General features: G+C 68.1%; 16 protein-coding genes. 11 read left to right on the top strand and 5 right to left on the bottom strand.

Annotated elements, in window-relative coordinates:
• Positions 1–9 precede the first annotated feature (9 nt).
• Together tgt and queA are read right to left on the bottom strand one after the other, a co-directional pair.
• Positions 10–1,182: a tRNA guanosine(34) transglycosylase Tgt gene (gene tgt / locus ACCD11_RS12030; protein ID WP_009124762.1), complete on the bottom strand. Its 1,173-nt coding sequence runs from the start codon at positions 1,180–1,182 to the stop codon at positions 10–12.
• Positions 1,183–1,187: 5 nt separating this feature from the next.
• Positions 1,188–2,231: a tRNA preQ1(34) S-adenosylmethionine ribosyltransferase-isomerase QueA gene (gene queA / locus ACCD11_RS12025; RefSeq protein ID WP_009124763.1), complete on the bottom strand. Its 1,044-nt coding sequence runs from the start codon at positions 2,229–2,231 to the stop codon at positions 1,188–1,190.
• A 126-nt stretch (positions 2,232–2,357) separates the two neighbouring features.
• On the opposite strand from queA, the gene ACCD11_RS12020 reads away from it, so the two are divergent.
• Genes ACCD11_RS12020 through recG form a run of 3 tightly spaced genes read left to right on the top strand, consistent with a single transcriptional unit; the run spans position 2,358 to position 6,662 of the window.
• Complete coding sequence (locus ACCD11_RS12020; RefSeq protein WP_413314020.1) at positions 2,358–3,032, top strand: DUF4166 domain-containing protein; 675 nt, start codon at positions 2,358–2,360, stop codon at positions 3,030–3,032.
• Positions 3,029–4,522: a TIGR01777 family oxidoreductase gene (locus ACCD11_RS12015; RefSeq protein WP_413314019.1), complete on the top strand. Its 1,494-nt coding sequence runs from the start codon at positions 3,029–3,031 to the stop codon at positions 4,520–4,522. Before ACCD11_RS12020 ends, ACCD11_RS12015 begins: the two co-directional genes overlap by 4 nt.
• Positions 4,482–6,662, top strand: coding sequence for an ATP-dependent DNA helicase RecG (gene recG, locus ACCD11_RS12010; protein WP_413314018.1), 2,181 nt, complete (start codon positions 4,482–4,484; stop codon positions 6,660–6,662). Before ACCD11_RS12015 ends, recG begins: the two co-directional genes overlap by 41 nt.
• Positions 6,663–6,668: 6 nt before the next feature.
• Here recG and ACCD11_RS12005 read toward each other — a convergent pair whose 3' ends face one another.
• Together ACCD11_RS12005 and ACCD11_RS12000 are read right to left on the bottom strand one after the other, a co-directional pair.
• Positions 6,669–7,301, bottom strand: coding sequence for a LysE family translocator (locus tag ACCD11_RS12005; RefSeq protein ID WP_413314017.1), 633 nt, complete (start codon positions 7,299–7,301; stop codon positions 6,669–6,671).
• A gap of 44 nt (positions 7,302–7,345) precedes the next feature.
• Positions 7,346–8,050, bottom strand: coding sequence for a GntR family transcriptional regulator (locus ACCD11_RS12000; protein WP_413314016.1), 705 nt, complete (start codon positions 8,048–8,050; stop codon positions 7,346–7,348).
• A gap of 292 nt (positions 8,051–8,342) precedes the next feature.
• Between ACCD11_RS12000 and ACCD11_RS11995 the strand changes: the two genes are divergently transcribed.
• From ACCD11_RS11995 to ACCD11_RS11960, 8 genes are all read left to right on the top strand, one after another.
• Complete coding sequence (locus ACCD11_RS11995; protein ID WP_413314015.1) at positions 8,343–9,083, top strand: DUF969 domain-containing protein; 741 nt, start codon at positions 8,343–8,345, stop codon at positions 9,081–9,083.
• Positions 9,084–9,085: 2 nt separating this feature from the next.
• Positions 9,086–10,042 carry a DUF979 domain-containing protein gene (locus ACCD11_RS11990; protein WP_413314014.1) on the top strand — a complete coding sequence of 319 codons (957 nt, stop codon included), beginning with the start codon at positions 9,086–9,088 and terminating at the stop codon, positions 10,040–10,042.
• A gap of 9 nt (positions 10,043–10,051) precedes the next feature.
• On the top strand, positions 10,052–10,723 hold the full coding sequence (gene pcp / locus ACCD11_RS11985) for a pyroglutamyl-peptidase I (RefSeq protein ID WP_413314013.1): 672 nt from the start codon (positions 10,052–10,054) through the stop codon (positions 10,721–10,723).
• Positions 10,724–10,740: 17 nt separating this feature from the next.
• Positions 10,741–11,508 (top strand): LamB/YcsF family protein, encoded by a 768-nt coding sequence (locus ACCD11_RS11980; RefSeq protein WP_413314012.1) that lies wholly within the window; start codon positions 10,741–10,743, stop codon positions 11,506–11,508.
• Between the two features lie 2 nt (positions 11,509–11,510).
• Positions 11,511–13,091, top strand: a complete 1,581-nt coding sequence (locus ACCD11_RS11975) for a 5-oxoprolinase/urea amidolyase family protein (protein ID WP_413314077.1) — start codon at positions 11,511–11,513, stop codon at positions 13,089–13,091.
• The gene (locus ACCD11_RS11970) at positions 13,088–14,818 is read left to right on the top strand and encodes an acetyl/propionyl/methylcrotonyl-CoA carboxylase subunit alpha (RefSeq protein ID WP_413314011.1); all 1,731 of its coding nucleotides are present in this window, start codon (positions 13,088–13,090) and stop codon (positions 14,816–14,818) included. Before ACCD11_RS11975 ends, ACCD11_RS11970 begins: the two co-directional genes overlap by 4 nt.
• A 24-nt stretch (positions 14,819–14,842) precedes the next feature.
• The gene (locus tag ACCD11_RS11965) at positions 14,843–15,100 is read left to right on the top strand and encodes an MbtH family protein (protein ID WP_413314010.1); all 258 of its coding nucleotides are present in this window, start codon (positions 14,843–14,845) and stop codon (positions 15,098–15,100) included.
• 220 nt (positions 15,101–15,320) lie between these two features.
• Positions 15,321–16,112, top strand: coding sequence for a transporter substrate-binding domain-containing protein (locus tag ACCD11_RS11960; protein ID WP_413314009.1), 792 nt, complete (start codon positions 15,321–15,323; stop codon positions 16,110–16,112).
• Between the two features lie 71 nt (positions 16,113–16,183).
• Here ACCD11_RS11960 and ACCD11_RS11955 read toward each other — a convergent pair.
• Positions 16,184–18,085 (bottom strand): 4-oxalomesaconate tautomerase (locus ACCD11_RS11955; RefSeq protein WP_413314008.1); only part of this gene is annotated, 1,902 nt, incomplete at its 5' end.

The raw sequence follows: 18,085 nt of genomic DNA, 5'->3' as shown, positions 1-18,085 counted from the left end.
GAAGAAGCCTCAGACTCCTCGTGCCCGCTCCGACTTGAAGCGCGCGCGGAACTCGGTGAACGAGCCCGCGTCGAGCGACGCGCGGATCTCGCGCATAAGGTTCAGGTAATAGTGCAGGTTGTGGATGGTCGTGAGCATCGGTCCGAGCATTTCGCCGCAACGGTCGAGGTGATGCAGGTAGGCGCGGCTGAAGCCCTCGCGTCCGCCGTCGTTCCACGAAACGCCCGAGGTGCCGGCGCACGCATGGCAGGTGCAGCTGGGGTCGATGGGCTGCGGATCGCTCTTGTGGCGCGCGTTGCGCATCTTCAGGTCGCCGAAGCGCGTGAACAGCGTGCCATTGCGCGCATTGCGCGTGGGCATCACGCAGTCGAACATGTCCACGCCATCGGCCACGCCCTGCACCAGGTCCTCGGGCGTGCCCACGCCCATCAGGTAGCGCGGCTTGTTCGCGGGCAGCCGGTGCGGCGTGTGGCCCATGATGTGCAGCATCTCTTCCTTGGGCTCGCCCACGCTCACGCCGCCGATGGCGTAGCCCGGGAAGTCCATGTCGACCAGCGCGGCGAGCGACTCCTCGCGCAGGTTCTCGAACATGCCGCCCTGCACGATGCCGAACAGCGCGTTCGGGTTCTCCAGCCGTGCGAATTCGCTCTGGCAGCGCCTGGCCCAGCGCAGGCTCAGCTCCATCGAGATGCGCGCCTCGGCCTCCGTCGTGATATGGCCCTTGGTGTCATAGGGCGTGCACTCGTCGAACTGCATCACGATGTCGCTGTTCAGGATGGTCTGGATCTGCATCGAGACCTCGGGCGTGAGGAACAGCTTGTCGCCGTTGACGGGCGAGGCGAACTTCACGCCTTCCTCGCTGATCTTGCGCATCGCGCCCAGCGACCACACCTGGAAGCCGCCCGAGTCGGTGAGGATGGGCTTGTCCCACTTCTCGAACTGGTGCAGCCCGCCGAAGTTCGCCATCACGTCCAGGCCGGGGCGCATCCACAGGTGGAAGGTGTTGCCCAGGATGATCTGCGCGCCCATCTCCTCGAGGCTGCGCGGCATCACGCCCTTGACGGTGCCGTAGGTGCCCACGGGCATGAAGATCGGCGTCTGCACCTTGCCGTGGTTGAGCGTGAGCGTGGCGCGGCGCGCGTGGCTGTCGGGGTCGGTCTTGAGGAGTTCGAAGTTCAGCATGTCGTTCAGTCCGTTTGTCGCGCGAGCAGCATGGCGTCGCCATAGCTGAAGAAGCGGTAGCCGTTGGCGATGGCATGGGCATACAGCGCCATCACGTGCTCGTAGCCCGCGAAGGCCGAGACCAGCATCATCAGCGTGCTCTTCGGCAAGTGGAAGTTCGTCACCAGCAAGTCGACGTGTTCGAACACGAAGCCCGGCGTGATGAAGATGCGCGTGTCGCCCGTGGCTTCGCCGCTCTTGGCCCACGATTCGAGCGTGCGCACCGTGGTCGTGCCGACCGCAACGACACGGCCGCCGCGTGCCTTGCATTCGGCAATCGCGCGCTGCGTGGCCTCGGGCACCTCATAACGCTCGGCGTGCATCGTGTGTTCGGCGATGTTCTCGGTCTTCACCGGCTGGAAGGTGCCGGCGCCCACGTGCAGCGTGACGCTGGCGCGCTGCACGCCGTGCGCATCGAGTTCGGCCAGCAGTGCCTCGTCGAAATGCAGCGCGGCGGTGGGCGCGGCCACCGCGCCGGGCACGCGTGCGAACACGGTCTGGTAGCGGCTCTCGTCGTCGGCCGAATCGGTGTGCGTGATGTAGGGCGGCAGCGGCACGTGGCCGCAGCGGGCCATCAGCGCGTACGGGTCTTCGCCCGCGTCGCTCTCGAAGCCGAAGCGGAACAGCGCGCCGTCTTCGTCCGGCCAGCGGCCCAGCAGCGTGGCGCGAAAGCCGCCGACCATCTCGAGCGTGGTGCCCACGGGCGGCTTCTTGCTGACCTTCATGTGGGCGACCACTTCGTGGCCCTGCAGCACGCGCTCGACCAGCAGCTCGAGCTTGCCGCCGGTCGGCTTCTCGCCGAACAGGCGCGCCTTGACCACGCGCGTGTCGTTGAAGACGAGCAGGTCGCCCGCGCGCAGCAGCGAAGGCAGGTGTTTGAAGATGCGGTCGACTGGCGCGGGCCCCGTGCCGTCGAGCAGGCGGGAGGCGGTGCGTTCGGTGGCCGGGTGTTGCGCCACCAGCTCGGGCGGCAAGGCGAAATCGAAATCGGAAAGCGTGAAGGCGCGCATGGTGCTTGAGGGCCGGACGGGCCCGTGCCAAGGAGGCATGGGAAGAGAAGGATGCAGGAAGCGGGCGATTGTCCCATGGGCTGGAATCACGGGCCCGTCAGGGGGTTGCCGAGGCAGAATCGACGCATGGTCGATTCCTACGTCGCGCGCGTCCCGCCAGCCCCTGCTCCTCCTTCCGAAGGCGAGCTCTTCAAGAAGATCCTGGGCGGCGCCTGGATGGGACTGCACCCCGACATCCGCCGGCGCTTCGACAAGAACCCCTCGCCCGGCAAGGCGCTGCATTACCTGGGCGCGCTCAGCGAGTTGCGCTGCTCGCGCTTCGGCAAGCTGCTGGGGCACCTCACGCAGCCGATGATCCAGGGCGCGCTGATCCCCTACAGCGACAGCCACTTCCCGGTGGAGATCCAGGTCTACGCCAAGCCCGGCGACCCCGCCATCTACAAGCAGCGCATCTACCGCCTGCACGGGCGCAAGCCGATCCAGTTCACCAGCTTCATGCGCGAGAGCGAGCGCGGCGAGGTGCTGGAGTACGTCGGCATGGGCCTGGGCATGAAGCTGGTGCTGAGCGTGGAGAACGGCAGCCTGCATTTCCGGAGCGACGGCTATTTCTGGGACGTGTTCGGCTGGCGCATTCCGCTGCCGGGCCTCTTCACGCCGGGCAAGACTTTTCTCTGGCACCACAACGAGACGCCCGAGCGCTTCAACATCCGCATCGAGATCCGTCACTGGCTGATGGGCACCACCTTCACGCAGGTCGGCGTGTTCGAGGAAGTGGCCGAGCCGCAGGCGGTGGCCGCATGACGCTCGACACGCACCTGCTGGCCCTGCAGCTCATGGCGGCCCAGGGCGTGCTGGGCGCCTTCGACACGCTCTACCACCACGAGGGCACAGAGGCGCTGCCGCGGCGCGGCGCGGCGGCGCGCGAGCTGGCGATCCACGCGACGCGCTCGTCCATCTACTGCGCGCTGTTCCTCGGGCTGTCGGCGTGGGCCTGGCACGGCGCGTGGGCGTGGGTGCTGCTCGCGGTGTTCGGCGTCGAGATCGTGCTCACGCTGTGGGACTTCGTGGTCGAGGACGGCAGCCGCCTGCTGCCGCCCACCGAACGGGTCACGCACACGGTGCTGGCCATCAACGCCGGCGCGTTCATCGCGCTGCTGGCGATGAGCGCGGTCGGCTGGGCCGCGCAGCCGACCGCGATGGTGTGGCAGCCGCACGGCTGGCTCAGCGCGTTCCTGGCGTTGTGCGGCGTGGGCGTGGGTCTCTCGGGCCTGCGCGATGGCTTCGCGGCGCGCGCGCTGTTCGGGCAGCACAAGCAGGCGCAGGCGCGCGATGCCCTGGAGCCGGTGCGCTTCGGCACCAAGCCGCAGCATGTGCTGGTCACGGGCGGTACCGGCTTCATCGGCAAGATCCTCGTGCGCCACCTGTTGGCCGACGGCCATGCGGTGACGGTCTGGACGCGCAATGCGCGCTCGGCCGCCTGGGACTTCGGCGGCGCGGTGCGCTGCGTGCAATCGCTCCACCAGGTCCCGGCGGCCGACGATGTCGACGTGGTCGTCAACCTCGCGGGCGCGCGCATCCTGGGCATGCGCTGGAGCGAACGGCGACGCCAGCAGCTGCTCAGGAGCCGCGAAGGGCTGACGCAGCAGCTGGTGGCATGGATCGCCACGCGGCCACGCAAGCCGTGGCTGCTGCTCTCGGGCTCCGCCATCGGCTACTACGGCGTCCAGCCGCAGGGCCACGCCGCCGAACTCGCCGAAGATGCGCCGCCGCAAGAGATCTTCATGTCGCAGCTGTGCCAGCGCTGGGAGCAGGCGGCACGCGCCGCTGTCGCGCACGGTGTGCACGTGGCCTGCATGCGTTTCGGCTTCGTGCTCGGCCACCAGGGCTCGCTGCCGCAGTTGCTGATGCCGGTCCGGCTCGGCATGGGCGGGCGGCTGGGCAGCGGGCGGCAATGGCTGTCGTGGGTGCATGTGCATGACCTGGTCCGCGCGATGGCGCATGTGTGGAGCGTGGCCGAACGGGCCGCGGCCCCCGCGACGGCGCAGGCTTTCAACTTCACCGCGCCCGGTGCGCTGAGCCAGGAAGAATTCACCCGCGTCGCCGCCAGCGTGCTGCACCGCCCCTGCTGGATGCCGACTCCTGCGGCGCCCGTCAGGCTGCTGCTCGGCGAGCAGGCCGACCTGCTGCTCGAAGGCCAGCGCGTGGTGCCCGCGCAGTTGCTGCGCACCGGCTTCCAGTTCATGTTCCCCGATGCCCGCAGCGCCTTGGCGGACCTTTGCCGCCCGCGCTAGAAGCCCGTCCGTGCCTCCCAAGAAAGCCCCGTCCCCTGCAGCTTCCGCGAGTGCCGCCGCGCCGGTGCCCGCAGGCCCGCCCGGCAGCGGCCTGAGCCAGGTGCAGCGCGCCTTGCGCAAGCTGGGCCTCGTGCGCGACATCGACTTCGCGCTCTACCTGCCGATGCGCTACGAGGACGAGACGCGCATCGTGCGCCTGGCCGACACGCGCGACGGCGACATGGCGCAGGTCGAAGGCGTGATCACCGAATGCGAGGTGGTGTACCGCCCGCGCCGCCAACTGCTGGCGACCATCGACGACGGCAGCGACACCTGCCAGCTGCGCTTCTTCAACTTCTATCCCTCGCAGCAGAAGCAACTGGCGGTCGGCGCGCGGGTGCGGGTGCGCGGCGAGGTTCGCGGCGGCTTCGTGGGGCGGCAGATGATGCATCCGACCGTGAAGGCGGCCGGCACCGCATTGCCGAATGCGCTCACGCCGGTCTACTCCACCGTGGCCGGGCTCGCGCAGCCGGTGCTGCGGCGCGAGGTGCGTTCGGGCCTGGCGCGCGCGGTGCTCGACGAGACCATTCCGGTGCAGATCGGTCTGCGCGGCGCGTGGGATCTGCGCAGCGCACTGAGCTTCCTGCACTACCCGACGCCCGACGTGTCGATTGCCGCGCTCGAAGACCACAGCCACCCGGCATGGCAGCGCATCAAGGCTGAGGAACTGCTGGCGCAGCAGCTGTCGCAACTGCAGGCCCGGCTGGAGCGCGCGGCCCAGCGTGCGCCGGTGCTGCCTGCGCCGACCGAGCCGGTCGCCACTTCGCTGCATGCGCAGCTGCTCGCGGTGCTGCCCTTCGGCCTGACCGGTGCGCAGCAGCGCGTGGGCGAGGAGATCACGGCCGACCTGCACCGCCAGATCCCGATGCACCGCCTGCTGCAGGGCGACGTGGGCTCGGGCAAGACCGTGGTGGCGGCGCTGGCGGCGGCGCGCTGCATCGACGCGGGTTTCCAGTGCGCGCTGATGGCGCCCACCGAGATCCTCGCGGCCCAGCACTTCGGCAAGCTGGTCGGCTGGCTCGATCCGCTGCTCGCTGCGCGCGGCCTGCGCGTGGCGTGGCTCACGGGCAGCCAGAGGAAGAAGGAGCGCGACGAGATGTCGGCGGCGGTGGAGAGCGGCCAGGCCGCGTTGGTCATCGGCACGCACGCGGTCATTTCCGAGAAGGTTCGCTTCAAGAATCTTGCGCTGGCCATCATCGACGAGCAGCATCGCTTCGGCGTGGCGCAGCGCCTGGCCTTGCGCGGCAAGGCCGTCGGGCACCTGGAGCCGCATCTGCTGATGATGAGCGCCACGCCGATCCCGCGCACGCTCGCGATGAGCTACTACGCCGACCTCGACGTCTCCACGCTCGACGAGCTGCCGCCGGGCCGCACGCCCATCGTCACCAAGCTGGTGGCCGACCATCGGCGCGACGAGGTCATCGACCGCATCCACGCGCAGATCGCGCAGGGCCGGCAGGTGTACTGGGTGTGCCCGCTGATCGAGGAGAGCGAGGCGGTCGACCTGCGCAACGCGACCGAAACGCGCGACGAGCTGGCCGACACGCTCGGCGAGCCCATCCAGGTCGGCCTGCTGCATTCGCGCATGCCCACGGCCGAGAAGCAGGCGGTGATGGCGGCGTTCACCGCCAACGAGATCCAGGTGCTGGTGAGCACGACCGTGATCGAAGTGGGCGTCGACGTGCCCAACGCCTCGCTGATGGTGATCGAGCACGCCGAGCGCTTCGGCCTCTCGCAGCTGCACCAGCTGCGCGGCCGCGTGGGACGCGGCGCGGCAGCCTCGGCCTGCGTGCTGCTCTATGCGCCGGGCGACAGCGGCCGTGTCGGCGAAGCGGCGCGCGCGCGGCTCAAGGCAATGGCCGAGACCGGCGACGGCTTCGAGATCGCGCGGCGCGACCTGGAGATCCGTGGTCCCGGCGAGTTCCTGGGCGCGCGGCAGTCGGGCGCACCGCTGCTGCGTTTTGCCGACCTGACGACCGATACGCTGCTGCTCGACTGGGCGCGCGAACTGGCACCGGTGATGCTGCAGAAGCATCCCGAACTGGCACAGCGCCACATCGACCGCTGGCTCGGCACCAAGGCCGAGTATCTGAAAGCCTGAGGCGCTTCAGGCTGCGGGACGACGCGTGAAGGCCAGGATGAGCCCGAAGCCGACCATCATGCTGCCGCTCACCCGGTTGAACCAGCGCATCGCGCGGCTGCCGTCGGCCAGCCGGCGCATGCGCGCACCGAGCATCGCGTAGAGCGCGATAGCGACCAGCTCGAACACCAGGAAGGTCGCGCCCAGCAGCAGATAGCTGGAAGCGTAGGCACCGGGCACCACGAACTGCGGGAAGAAGGCAGTGAACACCAGGATGGCCTTCGGATTGCCCGCCGCCACGGTGAACTCCTGCCGCGCCAGCGCGCGCATGGAGGGCGGCGCGGATGCGTCGCGCGCCTGCACCTCGGCCGTGGGCGCCGGTGCGCGCAGCAGGCGGATGCCGATCCATACGAGATACGCCGCGCCGATGTACTTGATGACGTCGAAGGCCAGTTCCGACGCCACCAGCACCGCGCCCATGCCCAGCCCCGCGATGGCGATCATGATCGCGAAGGCCGCGAGCCGGCCGCTGGCCGCGATCACCGCCGGCGACACGCCGTGCCTGGCACCATTGGTCACCGACAGCAGGTTGTTGGGGCCGAAAGCCATGTTGATGGCGAAGCAGGCCGGCAGGAAGAGCAGGTAGGCAGACAGGGTCATGGCGTGTCCGTCGATGGAGGTGGGCTCGCCATTATCTGCAGGCTCTAGCTGTCGACGCCACCCTCGGGCATCCGCCGCGCGTAGACTGCCAGCACGATGCGCTCGGAGTGGATGAGGTAGTCGTTGAGAGCCGCCGCGCCCTCGGCGAACTTGCCGGCCTCGATGAGTTCGAGCAGCTTCGTGTTCATGTCCACGTAGGGCGCGTGCAGGAACTCCGGGTCCTTGAGCAGGCCGAAGGCCAGCCGCAGCTCGACGAGGATGTGCGCGAACAGGTTGTTCAGCCGCTCGCTGTCGGCCAGTTCCACGATCGCCATGTGGAACTCCATGTTGGCCGTGCCCACGCCCAGCCAGTCGCCTGCGTCGCGGCACTTCAGCGCCATCTCGACCGCGTCGCGCATGTGCTTCTTGGCCGGGTGGCGCGGGTAGGCCTGCGCCAGCGCCTGGCATTCGATGAGGCGGCGCACCCGGTAGATGTCGATGATCGACGCGATGCTCGGCACAGCCACGAACACGCCGCGGTTCGGCGCGTGCTTGAGCAGCCCTTCCTTGGTCAGCGTGCGGAACACCTCGCGCAGGGTGTTGCGCGAAATCTCGAAGCTGTCGGCCAGCGCGGCCTCCGACAGCCGCTGCCCCGGCGAGAACTCGCCCTTCACGATCTTCTGGCGGATGAGTTCCGCCACCCGGTCGTTGAGCGTCTGCGCGCCGACGGCTGGCGAAGCGGGTGAAGTCGGGGAGGCCAGTGGAGTCATGCCGGGAAGGGGTGAGAGGAGCGGGGAGTCCGGGCGTTTGTAGCAGGTTTTCCCCGTCGGACGGCACCCGCGCGGCCGCTGCCCGATGCACCAAGTGCTGACACGCTCAGGGTTTTCATGGGGTCAGTCAAGCACTGTTGTTGGGCACACTCACATAAATTGTTCAACAATTTATGAGAAATGAGTGGTTCAGATGATTTGAATTGCTCATTCATTGGCACGCAGTTTGCATGAAGCGGCTTGCCGGCGCCCCCGCGCAAGGTGTCTCCGAATCCAGAAACGAAAGACCAACATGACTTCTGACATCCCTCATCTGTGGCCGCTGATCGGCGTCGCCGTGATCATTGCGGGCTTCATCCTGCGCTTCAACCCGATGCTGGTGGTGATCGTCACGGCCATCGCCACGGCGATCGCCGCGGGCTTCGGCCCGATGGCGATCCTCACGGCCATCGGCACCGGGTTCATCAAGACCCGCAACCTGCCGCTGATCATTCTTCTGCCGCTGGCGGTGATCGGGCTGCTCGAGCGGCACGGCCTGCGCCAGCACGCGCAGAACTGGATCAGCCGCATCAAGTCGGCCACCGCCGGGCGCCTGCTGATCGTCTACCTCGCGGCGCGCGAACTCACGGCGGCAGTTGGCCTGACCAGCCTGGGCGGCCACCCGCAGATGGTTCGACCGCTGCTCGCGCCCATGGCCGAAGGCGCCACCGAAACCCGCTACGGCAAGCTGCCCGACCGCATCCGCCACAAGCTGCGCGCCTATGCGGCGGCCACCGACAACGTGGGCCTGTTCTTCGGCGAAGACATCTTCGTGGCCTTCGGCGCCATCGTGCTGATGAGCACCTTCCTGCACGAGGCCGGCATCGACGTCGAGCCGCTGCACATCGCGCTGTGGGGCATTCCGACCGCGATTGCCGCCTTCATCATCCACGCCTGGCGCCTGCGCCGGCTCGACCAGTCGTTGGCACGTGAACTGGGTGGTGCACCGGCGTCCGATGCGCCCGCCGTTCCGGCCACGCAGGAAGGCCGCTGATCATGATTCTCTCGATCCAGCACCTGTACATCCTGGTCGGCCTGATCCTCGCGATCACGGCGGTCATGACGCTGGCCGACCGCCAGCACCCCAAGCGCTACACCAGCGCGCTGTTCTGGGGGCTCTATTCGCTGGTCTTCCTGGTCGGCGACAAGCTGCCGCCCGCATGGGTCGGCGCGGGCGCCATCGGCATGGCCGTCATTGCCGGCCTGCGCGGCGTCGGCGCGGGCAAACACAAGGAGCCCACGCCGGCCGAGTACGAAACCAGCGCCAAGCGCCTGGGCAACAAGCTCTTCATGCCGGCGCTGGCGATTCCGCTGGTCACGGTGATCGGCACCGTGCTGATGAGCAAGGTGAAGATCGGCGACGCCTTCCTGCTCGACCCCAAGAACACCACGCTGGTGAGCCTTGGCGTGGGCTGCGTGGTGGCGCTGGCGCTGGCCTGCTGGCTGACGCGCGAGACGCCGGTGCAGGGCATGCGCGAGTCGCGCCGCCTGACCGACGCGCTGGGCTGGGCCGTGGTGCTGCCGCAGATGCTGGGCATGCTGGGCCTGGTGTTCTCCGACGCGGGCGTGGGCAAGGCCGTGGCGTACATCACCACGAGCTACATCAACATGGACGTCCGCTTTGTCGCCGTTGCGGTGTACGTGCTGGGCATGGCGCTGTTCACCATCATCATGGGCAACGGCTTCGCGGCCTTCCCGGTGATGACGGGCGGTGTCGGCGTGCCGGTGCTGGTGGGCGTGTACCACGGCGACCCGGCGGTGATGGCTGCCATCGGCATGTTCTCGGGCTACTGCGGGACGCTGATGACGCCGATGGCAGCCAACTTCAACATCGTGCCGGCGGCGCTGCTGGAGCTGCCCGACAAGAACGCGGTGATCAAGGTGCAGATACCGACCGCGGCCGCGCTGCTGGTGGTCAACATCTTCCTGATGTACTTCCTGATGTTCCGCTGAGGCGCCTGCATGACCACCGATGACAAGGCACCCCGGGTGCTGGTCGCGGGCTTCGAGCCTTTCGAAAACGATCCCGTCAACCCGGCGTGGGAAATCGCGCGATCGCTCGACGGCTGGACCTGCGAAGGCACCGTGGTGCAGGCGGTGCAGTTGCCCTGCGTGTTCGGCCGCGCCATCGACACGCTCGACGAGGCGCTGGTGGGGCCGGCGCCACGGCTGGTGCTGTGCATCGGCGCGGCAGGCGGGCGCACCGAGATCTCGCTGGAGCGCGCTGCGCTGAACGTCGACGACGCGCGCATCCCCGACAACGCCGGCTACCAGCCCATCGACACCGACGTGGTCGCGGGAGGTCCGGCGGCCTACTTCTCGACGCTGCCCATCAAGGCCATGGTGCGCGACATGCGCGCGGCGGGGTTGCCTGCGGCGGTGTCGAACAGCGCCGGCACCTTCGTGTGCAACCACATCTTCTATGCGCTGATGCACCGCATCGCGACGAGCCCGGCGCTCGCGCACACGCGCGGCGGATTCGTGCACGTGCCCTACCTGCCCGAGCAGGCGGCCTCCAGGCCGGGCGTGGCCAGCATGGCGCTGGCGACGCAGGTCGAAGCCTTCCACGTGGCGATACGCACCGCGCTCACCGTGCGCGACGACGTGCGCGAGACCGCCGGCCGCCTGCATTGATGACCCTGGGACTAACGATGAACATCGACTTGAACAGCGACCTCGGCGAGAGCCTGGGCGTATGGCGCATGGGCGACGACGCCGCCATGCTTTCCCTCGTGAGCAGCGCCAATGTGGCCTGCGGCTTCCATGCGGGCGACCCGGCCGGCATTTTGCGCACGCTGCGCCAGGCGAAGGAGCGCGGCGTTGCCGTCGGCGCCCACGTGGCCTACCGCGACCTCGTGGGGTTCGGGCGCCGCAATATGGACGTCGAGAGCGCCGACCTGCGCGCCGACGTCATCTACCAGATCGGCGCACTGAAAGGCCTTGCCGCCGCTGCCGGCACCACGGTGCGCTATGTGAAGCCGCATGGCGCGCTCTACAACACCATCGCCCACGACGAGCGCCAGGCGCGCGACGTGATCGCTGCCATCCGCGAGATCGATCCCGGCCTGTGCCTGGTGGCGCTGGCGGGCTCGCCGCTGCTGGGCTGGGCGCGCGGCGAAGGCCTGCGCGCCGTGGCCGAAGCCTTTGCCGACCGCGCCTACACGCCGCAGGGCACGCTGGTGTCGCGCCGTGAACCCGGTGCGGTGCTGCACGATGCCGACGAAGTGGCCGAGCGCATGCTGCGGCTGGCCACCGACGGCGTGTTCACGGCCATCGACGGCAGCACGGTGCGCATCGAGGCCGAGTCGGTCTGCGTGCACGGCGACAGCCCGGGCGCGGTCGAGATGGCGCGCCAGGTGCGCGCGCGGCTCGAACAGGCAGGCGTGACGATCCGCTCCTTCGTGGATTCAGCCGCATGACGATGCGCTTCCTGCCGGTCAACCTGAATGCGGTGCTGGTCGAACTCGACGACCTGCCGCAGACCCTCGCGCTGCTGGCCTCGTTGCGCGCCGAACCCGTCGCGGGCATCGAAGAATTGGTTCCTGCCGCGCGCACGCTGCTGATCACTTTCCGCCCGGCTGCGATTGCGGCCGATGAACTCGTGCGGCAGGTCGGCGGGCGCAGCCTCGACGCGCGCGAGACGCGCATCGACAAGCGCATCGAGATTCCCGTGCGCTACGACGGCGAAGACCTGGCCGAGGTGGCGAGCCTGCTGGGCATCTCGCCCGAGGAGGTGGTTCGCCGCCACACCGGCAGCGACTACACCGTCGCCTTCACCGGCTTCGCGCCGGGCTTTGCTTATCTTTCAGGCGGGCACCCGAGCCTGAACGTGCCGCGCCGCACGGTGCCGCGCACGCGCATTCCGGCGGGCGCGGTCGGCCTTGCGGGCAGCTTCAGCGGCGTCTACCCGCAGGCCAGCCCCGGCGGCTGGCAGATCATCGGCATCACCGATGCGCCGATGTGGGACCTGGCGCGCGAGACGCCGGCGCTGCTGCAGCCCGGCGACACGGTGCGCTTCGTGGATGTCACCGGATTGCCGCAGGCTGTGCCTGTGGCCGCGGCGTCCGCGCCTTCGCAACCCGCTGCTGTGGAAGGCGGCTGCGCCTTCGAGATTCGCGCTGCGGGGCTGCAGGCGCTGCTGCAGGATGGCGGCCGGCACGGCCAGGCCGGTCAGGGCGTGTCGGCCTCCGGCGCGATGGACCAGCGCTCGCTGCAGGCGGCCAACCGGCTGGTCGGCAACGCATCGGACATGGCCTGCGTGGAGATCGCCTATGGCGGCTTCCAGCTTGCATGCCGTGGCGACGCGGTGGTCGCCATCACCGGCGCGGACGGCCCCGTCACGCTGACCCGCGCCGATGGCGCGAAGTGGCCGCTGCCGCGCTACCAGCCCATCGCGCTGGCCGATGGCGACGTGCTGGCGCTGGGCGAGCCGCAGGCCGGCATCCGCAGCTACATCGCCGTGCGCGGCGGCTTCGACATCTCGCCCGTGCTCGGCAGTCTCTCGACCGACACGCTGGCCCGCGTCGGCCCGCCAGCCATTGCCACGGGCGACGTGCTGCCCGTGCGCACGGTGGCCACCGGCGCCGTGGTCGGTGCGCCCGAAACGCCGCCGGCGGACCTGCCCACCGTGCAGGAAGAAGTCGTGCTCGACATCGTGTTCGGCCCGCGCACCGACTGGTTCACGCCCGACGCGGTCGAGCTGCTGTGCAGCCAGTCATGGGCGGTCACGCCGCAATCGAACCGCGTCGGCATCCGGCTCGCGGGCGAGGTGCCGCTGGCGCGCGCCAATCACGCCGAGCTGCCCAGCGAGGGCACGGCGCGCGGCTCGATCCAGGTGCCGCCCAGCGGCCAGCCCGTGCTGTTCCTGGCCGACCATCCGCTGACCGGCGGCTATCCCGTGATCGCCTCCGTCGCCACCCATCACCTGGACCGCGCGGGGCAGATCCCCGTGAATGCGCGCGTCCGCTTCAAGCCCATTGCTCCAGTGAAAGCCTTCCGATGAAGAAAGTCCTGATCGCCAACCGAGGCGAAATCGCCGTGCGCATCGCGCGCGCCTGCGCAGACCACGGCGTGAAGTCCGTCGCCGTGTATGCCGACGCCGACCTGAATGCGCTGCACGCGCGCATGGCCGACGAGGCCTACGGGCTCGACGGCAACAAGCCCTCCGACACCTACCTCAACATCCCGAAGCTGCTCGACGTGGCCGCGCGCAGCGGCGCCGACGCGGTGCATCCGGGCTACGGCTTTCTTTCGGAGAGCGCGGCCTTCGCGCAGGCGGTCATCGACGCGGGCCTGACCTGGATCGGCCCGTCGCCGGCCGCCATCGCGATGCTGGGCGACAAGGTGCAGGCCCGCAAGCTCGCGATGAAGGTCGGCGCGCCGCTGGTCGCGGGCACGGCCGATCCGGTGAAGAACGCTGGCGAGGTGCTCGCCTTCGCCGAGAAGCACGGCCTGCCGGTCGCGATCAAGGCCGCGTTCGGCGGTGGCGGCCGCGGCATCAAGGTGGCGTGGCGGCTCGACGAGGTGGAAGGCCTCTACGAATCGGCGGTGCGCGAGGCGGTGACGGCGTTCGGCCGCGGCGAGTGCTATGTCGAGCAGTTCCTCGACCGCCCGCGCCACGTCGAGGCGCAGGTGCTGGCCGACACGCACGGCAACGTGGTGGTGCTCGGCACGCGCGACTGCTCGCTGCAGCGGCGCAACCAGAAGCTGGTCGAAGAGGCGCCCGCGCCCTTCCTGAGTGACGCGCAGCGCGAACGCATCCACCAGTCGGCGCGCGACATCTGCGCGGAGGCCGGCTACACGGGCGCAGGCACGGTCGAGTTCATGCTGAGCGCGAGCGGCGCGATCTCCTTCCTCGAGGTGAACACGCGGCTGCAGGTCGAGCATCCGGTGACCGAGGAAACCACGGGCATCGACCTCGTGATCGAGCAGCTGCGCATTGCCGAAGGCCTGCCGCTGTCGATCAAGCAGACACCGGTGCCGCGCGGCCATGCCTTCGAGTTCCGCATCAACGCCGAAGACGTGGGGCGCGGCTTCATGCCTTCGCCGGGGCCGGTCAAGGTCTTTGATGCGCCTTCGGGCCCCGGCGTGCGCGTCGACGCGGGCGTCGATGCCGGCTCGCAGGTGCCGGGCACCTTCGATTCGCTGATGGCCAAGCTCATCGTCACCGGCGCCACGCGCGAGCAGGCCGTCGCGCGGGCGCGCCGTGCGCTCAAGGAGTTCCGCATCGAGGGCCTGCCCACGGTGCTGCCGTTCCACCGCGCCGTGATGGCGCACCCCGACTTCGTGTCGGGCGATGCGTTCAAGGTGCACACGCGCTGGATCGAGACCGACTTCGCGAATGGCGAGGCCGCTGCGATGCGACCTGACCCGATGCCCGGCACGGCGCTGTTGCGCACGGCGATCGAAGTGGATGGGCGGCGGATGTCGCTGGGCTTGCCGGCCGTGCTGTTGAGTGGTTTGTCGTCTGCGGCTGCTGGCGGTGCGGGCATCGCAACGGCAGAACCGGCAGTGGCAGACGCCGCCGCCGTGGCCGCGCCGGTATCGGGCACGGTGCAAGGCTGGAAGGTGGCCGATGGCGACGAGGTCGCGGCAGGCAGCGTCATCGCCGTGATGGAGGCGATGAAGATGGAAATGCAGGTGCTCGCGCACCGGGCGGGGCGCATCGCTTTCTCGGTCGCCGCGGGTGGATACGTGGCCGCTGGCGCCGCCATTGCAACCATCGGCTGACATCGCGAGCCGGCTTGGGCAGTGATGAAAACCCTACTCGCCGCTGACGCAGTTGTTGCATCGAGCAATCCGTTTGACGACAAGAACGCCACCTTCCTCGTGCTGGTCAATGAAGAAGGGCAGCACTCGCTGTGGCCGAGCTTCATTGCAGTGCCCACCGGCTGGGAGATTGCGCTGGCCGCGACCGACAGGGCGGCCTGCAGCGCTTTCATCGAGGCGAACTGGATCGGCATGCGGCCGCGGTCCCTCGTGGCCGAGGACCGCGACGCCACCAAGGCATGAGGGCATTCGCCCTGCATCGGCGTGGTGCTGCCCAATATGGGGCGACGGTCCCCGAATCGGGGCGGCTCGCATCTTGCGCACCACATTTGTTTTCGACATGGGTGCATGAGCCTTGTATACCACTGGCATGATTCATGCGGCTCGGGGATGGCACGGCCTTTTGGCGACCAGGCGTGCGCTCGAGATCAAACCCACAACTACTCTTCTTTGTTCAGGAATCATGAAATTCAGCAGATTGCAAATCGTTCTGGGACTCGCGCTCAGCGGTCTCATGGCAACCGGCGCAGTCCATGCGCAAAGCGCGTTGGACACCATCCTGAAGAACAAGAAGATCGCAATCGGGGTGCCTCCTGATTTCCCGCCTTATGGATCCATGGACCGGGACTTCAAGATGCATGGCCTGGACATCGACATGGCCAACTACATCGGGGCCAAGCTCGGTGTGGAGGTCGACCTGATACCCGTGACCAGTGCCAATCGCATTCCATATCTGCAGAAAAGAAAAGCTGCATTGGTCATCGCCACCTTGGGCAAGAATCCGGATCGCGAGAAGCAGATCGACTTTGCCGCCGCGTATTCGCCTTTCTATCAAGCCATCTTCGGTGCGAAGACCTTGAGCATCAAGAACTTCGCCGACCTGTCGGGGAAGTCGATCGCAGTCACGCGCGGCTCGGTCGAAGACCAGGAACTCAACAAGGTTGCGCCAGCGGGTGCTGATATCAGGCGCTTCGACGACAACACCAGAACCGTCGCGGCCTTCGTGTCCGGACAGGCCCAATTGATCGCCACGGGGGCATCCGTCGCGAACACCGTCATGAGCAGCAATCCCTCGCTCGGCATCACCTACAAGCTGCTGTTGAAAGAGAGCCCGAACTACATCGGGGTGGCCAAGGGTGAGGATTCATTGCGGCTGAGGGTGAACGGCATCATCGACGAGGCGAAGAAGAACGGCGAACTGGACAAGTTGTCGATGAAATGGCTGGAGCGCCCGGCGGGCGAGCTGCCGCAGTAGATCCGAATCGCCACGACACGGTTGAAGATGCTCGTCGCCGAGCTCGGGCGCTTGTCCGTAACGGCGACGCGTCAGTCCAGGGCGAACTGACGCTGCTCCTTCGGCGCAATGCCGGCCTGGCTCACGACCCGACGCCAGCGCGCCAGATCCGATTGCATCCTTTGTGCGAGCGCGTCGGATCTGCCCGGTTCGGCCAGCGCTCCATGGCTTTCAAAGCGTTGGACAACTTCCGGATCGGTCAGCACCTTGTTGAGAGCTTGATTGAGGCGCTCGATGGCTGAAGGAGGCGTGCCGGCCGGAGCAAACAGCCCATACCATTGGACGACATCCACTCCCGCGATGCCCAGTTCCGCGAGTGTCGGCACGTCAGGAAGAGCGTCAAGGCGCTTCGGGCCTGCCACAGCCAAGGCACGCAGCTGACCCGTCCGGATGAACGGATACGCCGTGAACAAGCTGGGGAACATGATCTGCGAGCGGCCTTCGACCACTTCCGCGATTGCAGGTGCTGCACCCTCGTAGGTCGTGCTGGCCGTCGAAGTCCCGCTGCTGAGCTGAAAGAGCTCGGCAGCGAAATGCGGCGGCGTCCCGTCGCCGGCGGATGCGTAGCTCAGGCTGCGAGGCGTTTTCTTCAACTGCGCGACCAACTGGTGCGCGTCCAGTATTCCTCCGCCCGGGTGAGTGACCATCAAGGTCGAGGAAGAACCGACAAGCCCGACGGGTTCGAAGTCGGCGACCGGATCGTAGTCCAGCCTCTGCAGAGCGGGATTCATCGCGTGAGTGCCGACATAGCCGAACATCAGCGTGTGGCCGTCGGGCACCGCCTGGGCCACGTACTCGCTGGCGATGGCTCCGTTGGCTCCGGCGCGGTTGTCGACCAGGAAATCCTGACCGAGCAGCGGCCCCAGCTTCGACGCGATGATGCGAGCCATCGTGTCGTTGCCTCCACCGGCGCGCGTTGGGACGATGATCGTCAGAGCCCTGTGCGGGAACGTGGGCGGCTCGGCCCTCGGCGGTGTCGGCCGAGAAAACACGTAGTCGGGAAGATGGAGCTCGCCCTGCATGATCTTGCGCGCCGTCCGCACAAGGGCGGCGCGATCCACCGTCGCCATGTCTGCGCTGCCCTTCAGTTCGACTTCGATATCGATCTGTCCGGCAGGGTGCTGGACGATCAGGTTGTGTCGTCCCGCCGCCCGCGCGATCCCGCTCGCTACGGTTCCCGGCAGCGCGTACGCGCTCGCGACCCCGATGGCTCCGGTCACGGCGTGCGATGCATGGCACTTGCGCGGCGTGAAGTAGCGCGAGGTGACGCTGTCGTTTGAATCGCCCGCGCTCACGAGCACCGGCTTGGGAACGACGCTGTCGGACACGTCCCCGAGGCCCATCCTGCGTCCTGCTTCGAGCCGAAGCTTCTCCAGGCGATCGAGCAACCCGGTGTTCGCATCGAGCACAGCGGGCTTCTCACGCCCGGTGACGCCAAGATCGAGGGCGCGCACGATCATCAACGGCATGGCCGCGTCGATGCAGGTCACCTCTATGCCGTCGATCGTGTCGATGCGCCTGCCGGTTGGGAAGACATGTCCCGTGACTGCCCCCCATGCGTCCAGGAAGTTGAGCAAAATCGGCGCCGCCGTTCCGGCCACGCCGTCGATGCGAGCATCGCCCTCGTACGTCACGCGGCCGTCAGGGGTACGCACCGTCACGTCGATGCGCGAACCGGTATTGACGTTGTGGACTCGAACGATGGTCGTGCCGTCTTTTGCCGGAATCAGGCCCTGCTCGATCGCGAAGGGGGCGACGCCCGAAAGCATGTTTCCGCAGTTCGGTCGCGTATCCACGGATCGGTGTCCGACGCCCACCTGCGCGAAGAGATAGTCGATGTCGCATCCCGGCCGCGAGGAACGCGAGACGATGGCCACCTTGCTGTTCAGGGTGCTTCCGCCGCCCACGCCGTCGAGCTGGAGCGGGTCGGAGGC

Source organism: Variovorax sp. Varisp36 (assembly GCF_047304235.1).
Taxonomy (GTDB): Bacteria; Pseudomonadota; Gammaproteobacteria; order Burkholderiales; family Burkholderiaceae_C; genus Variovorax.
This window is presented reverse-complemented; position numbering and strand designations above follow the sequence as displayed.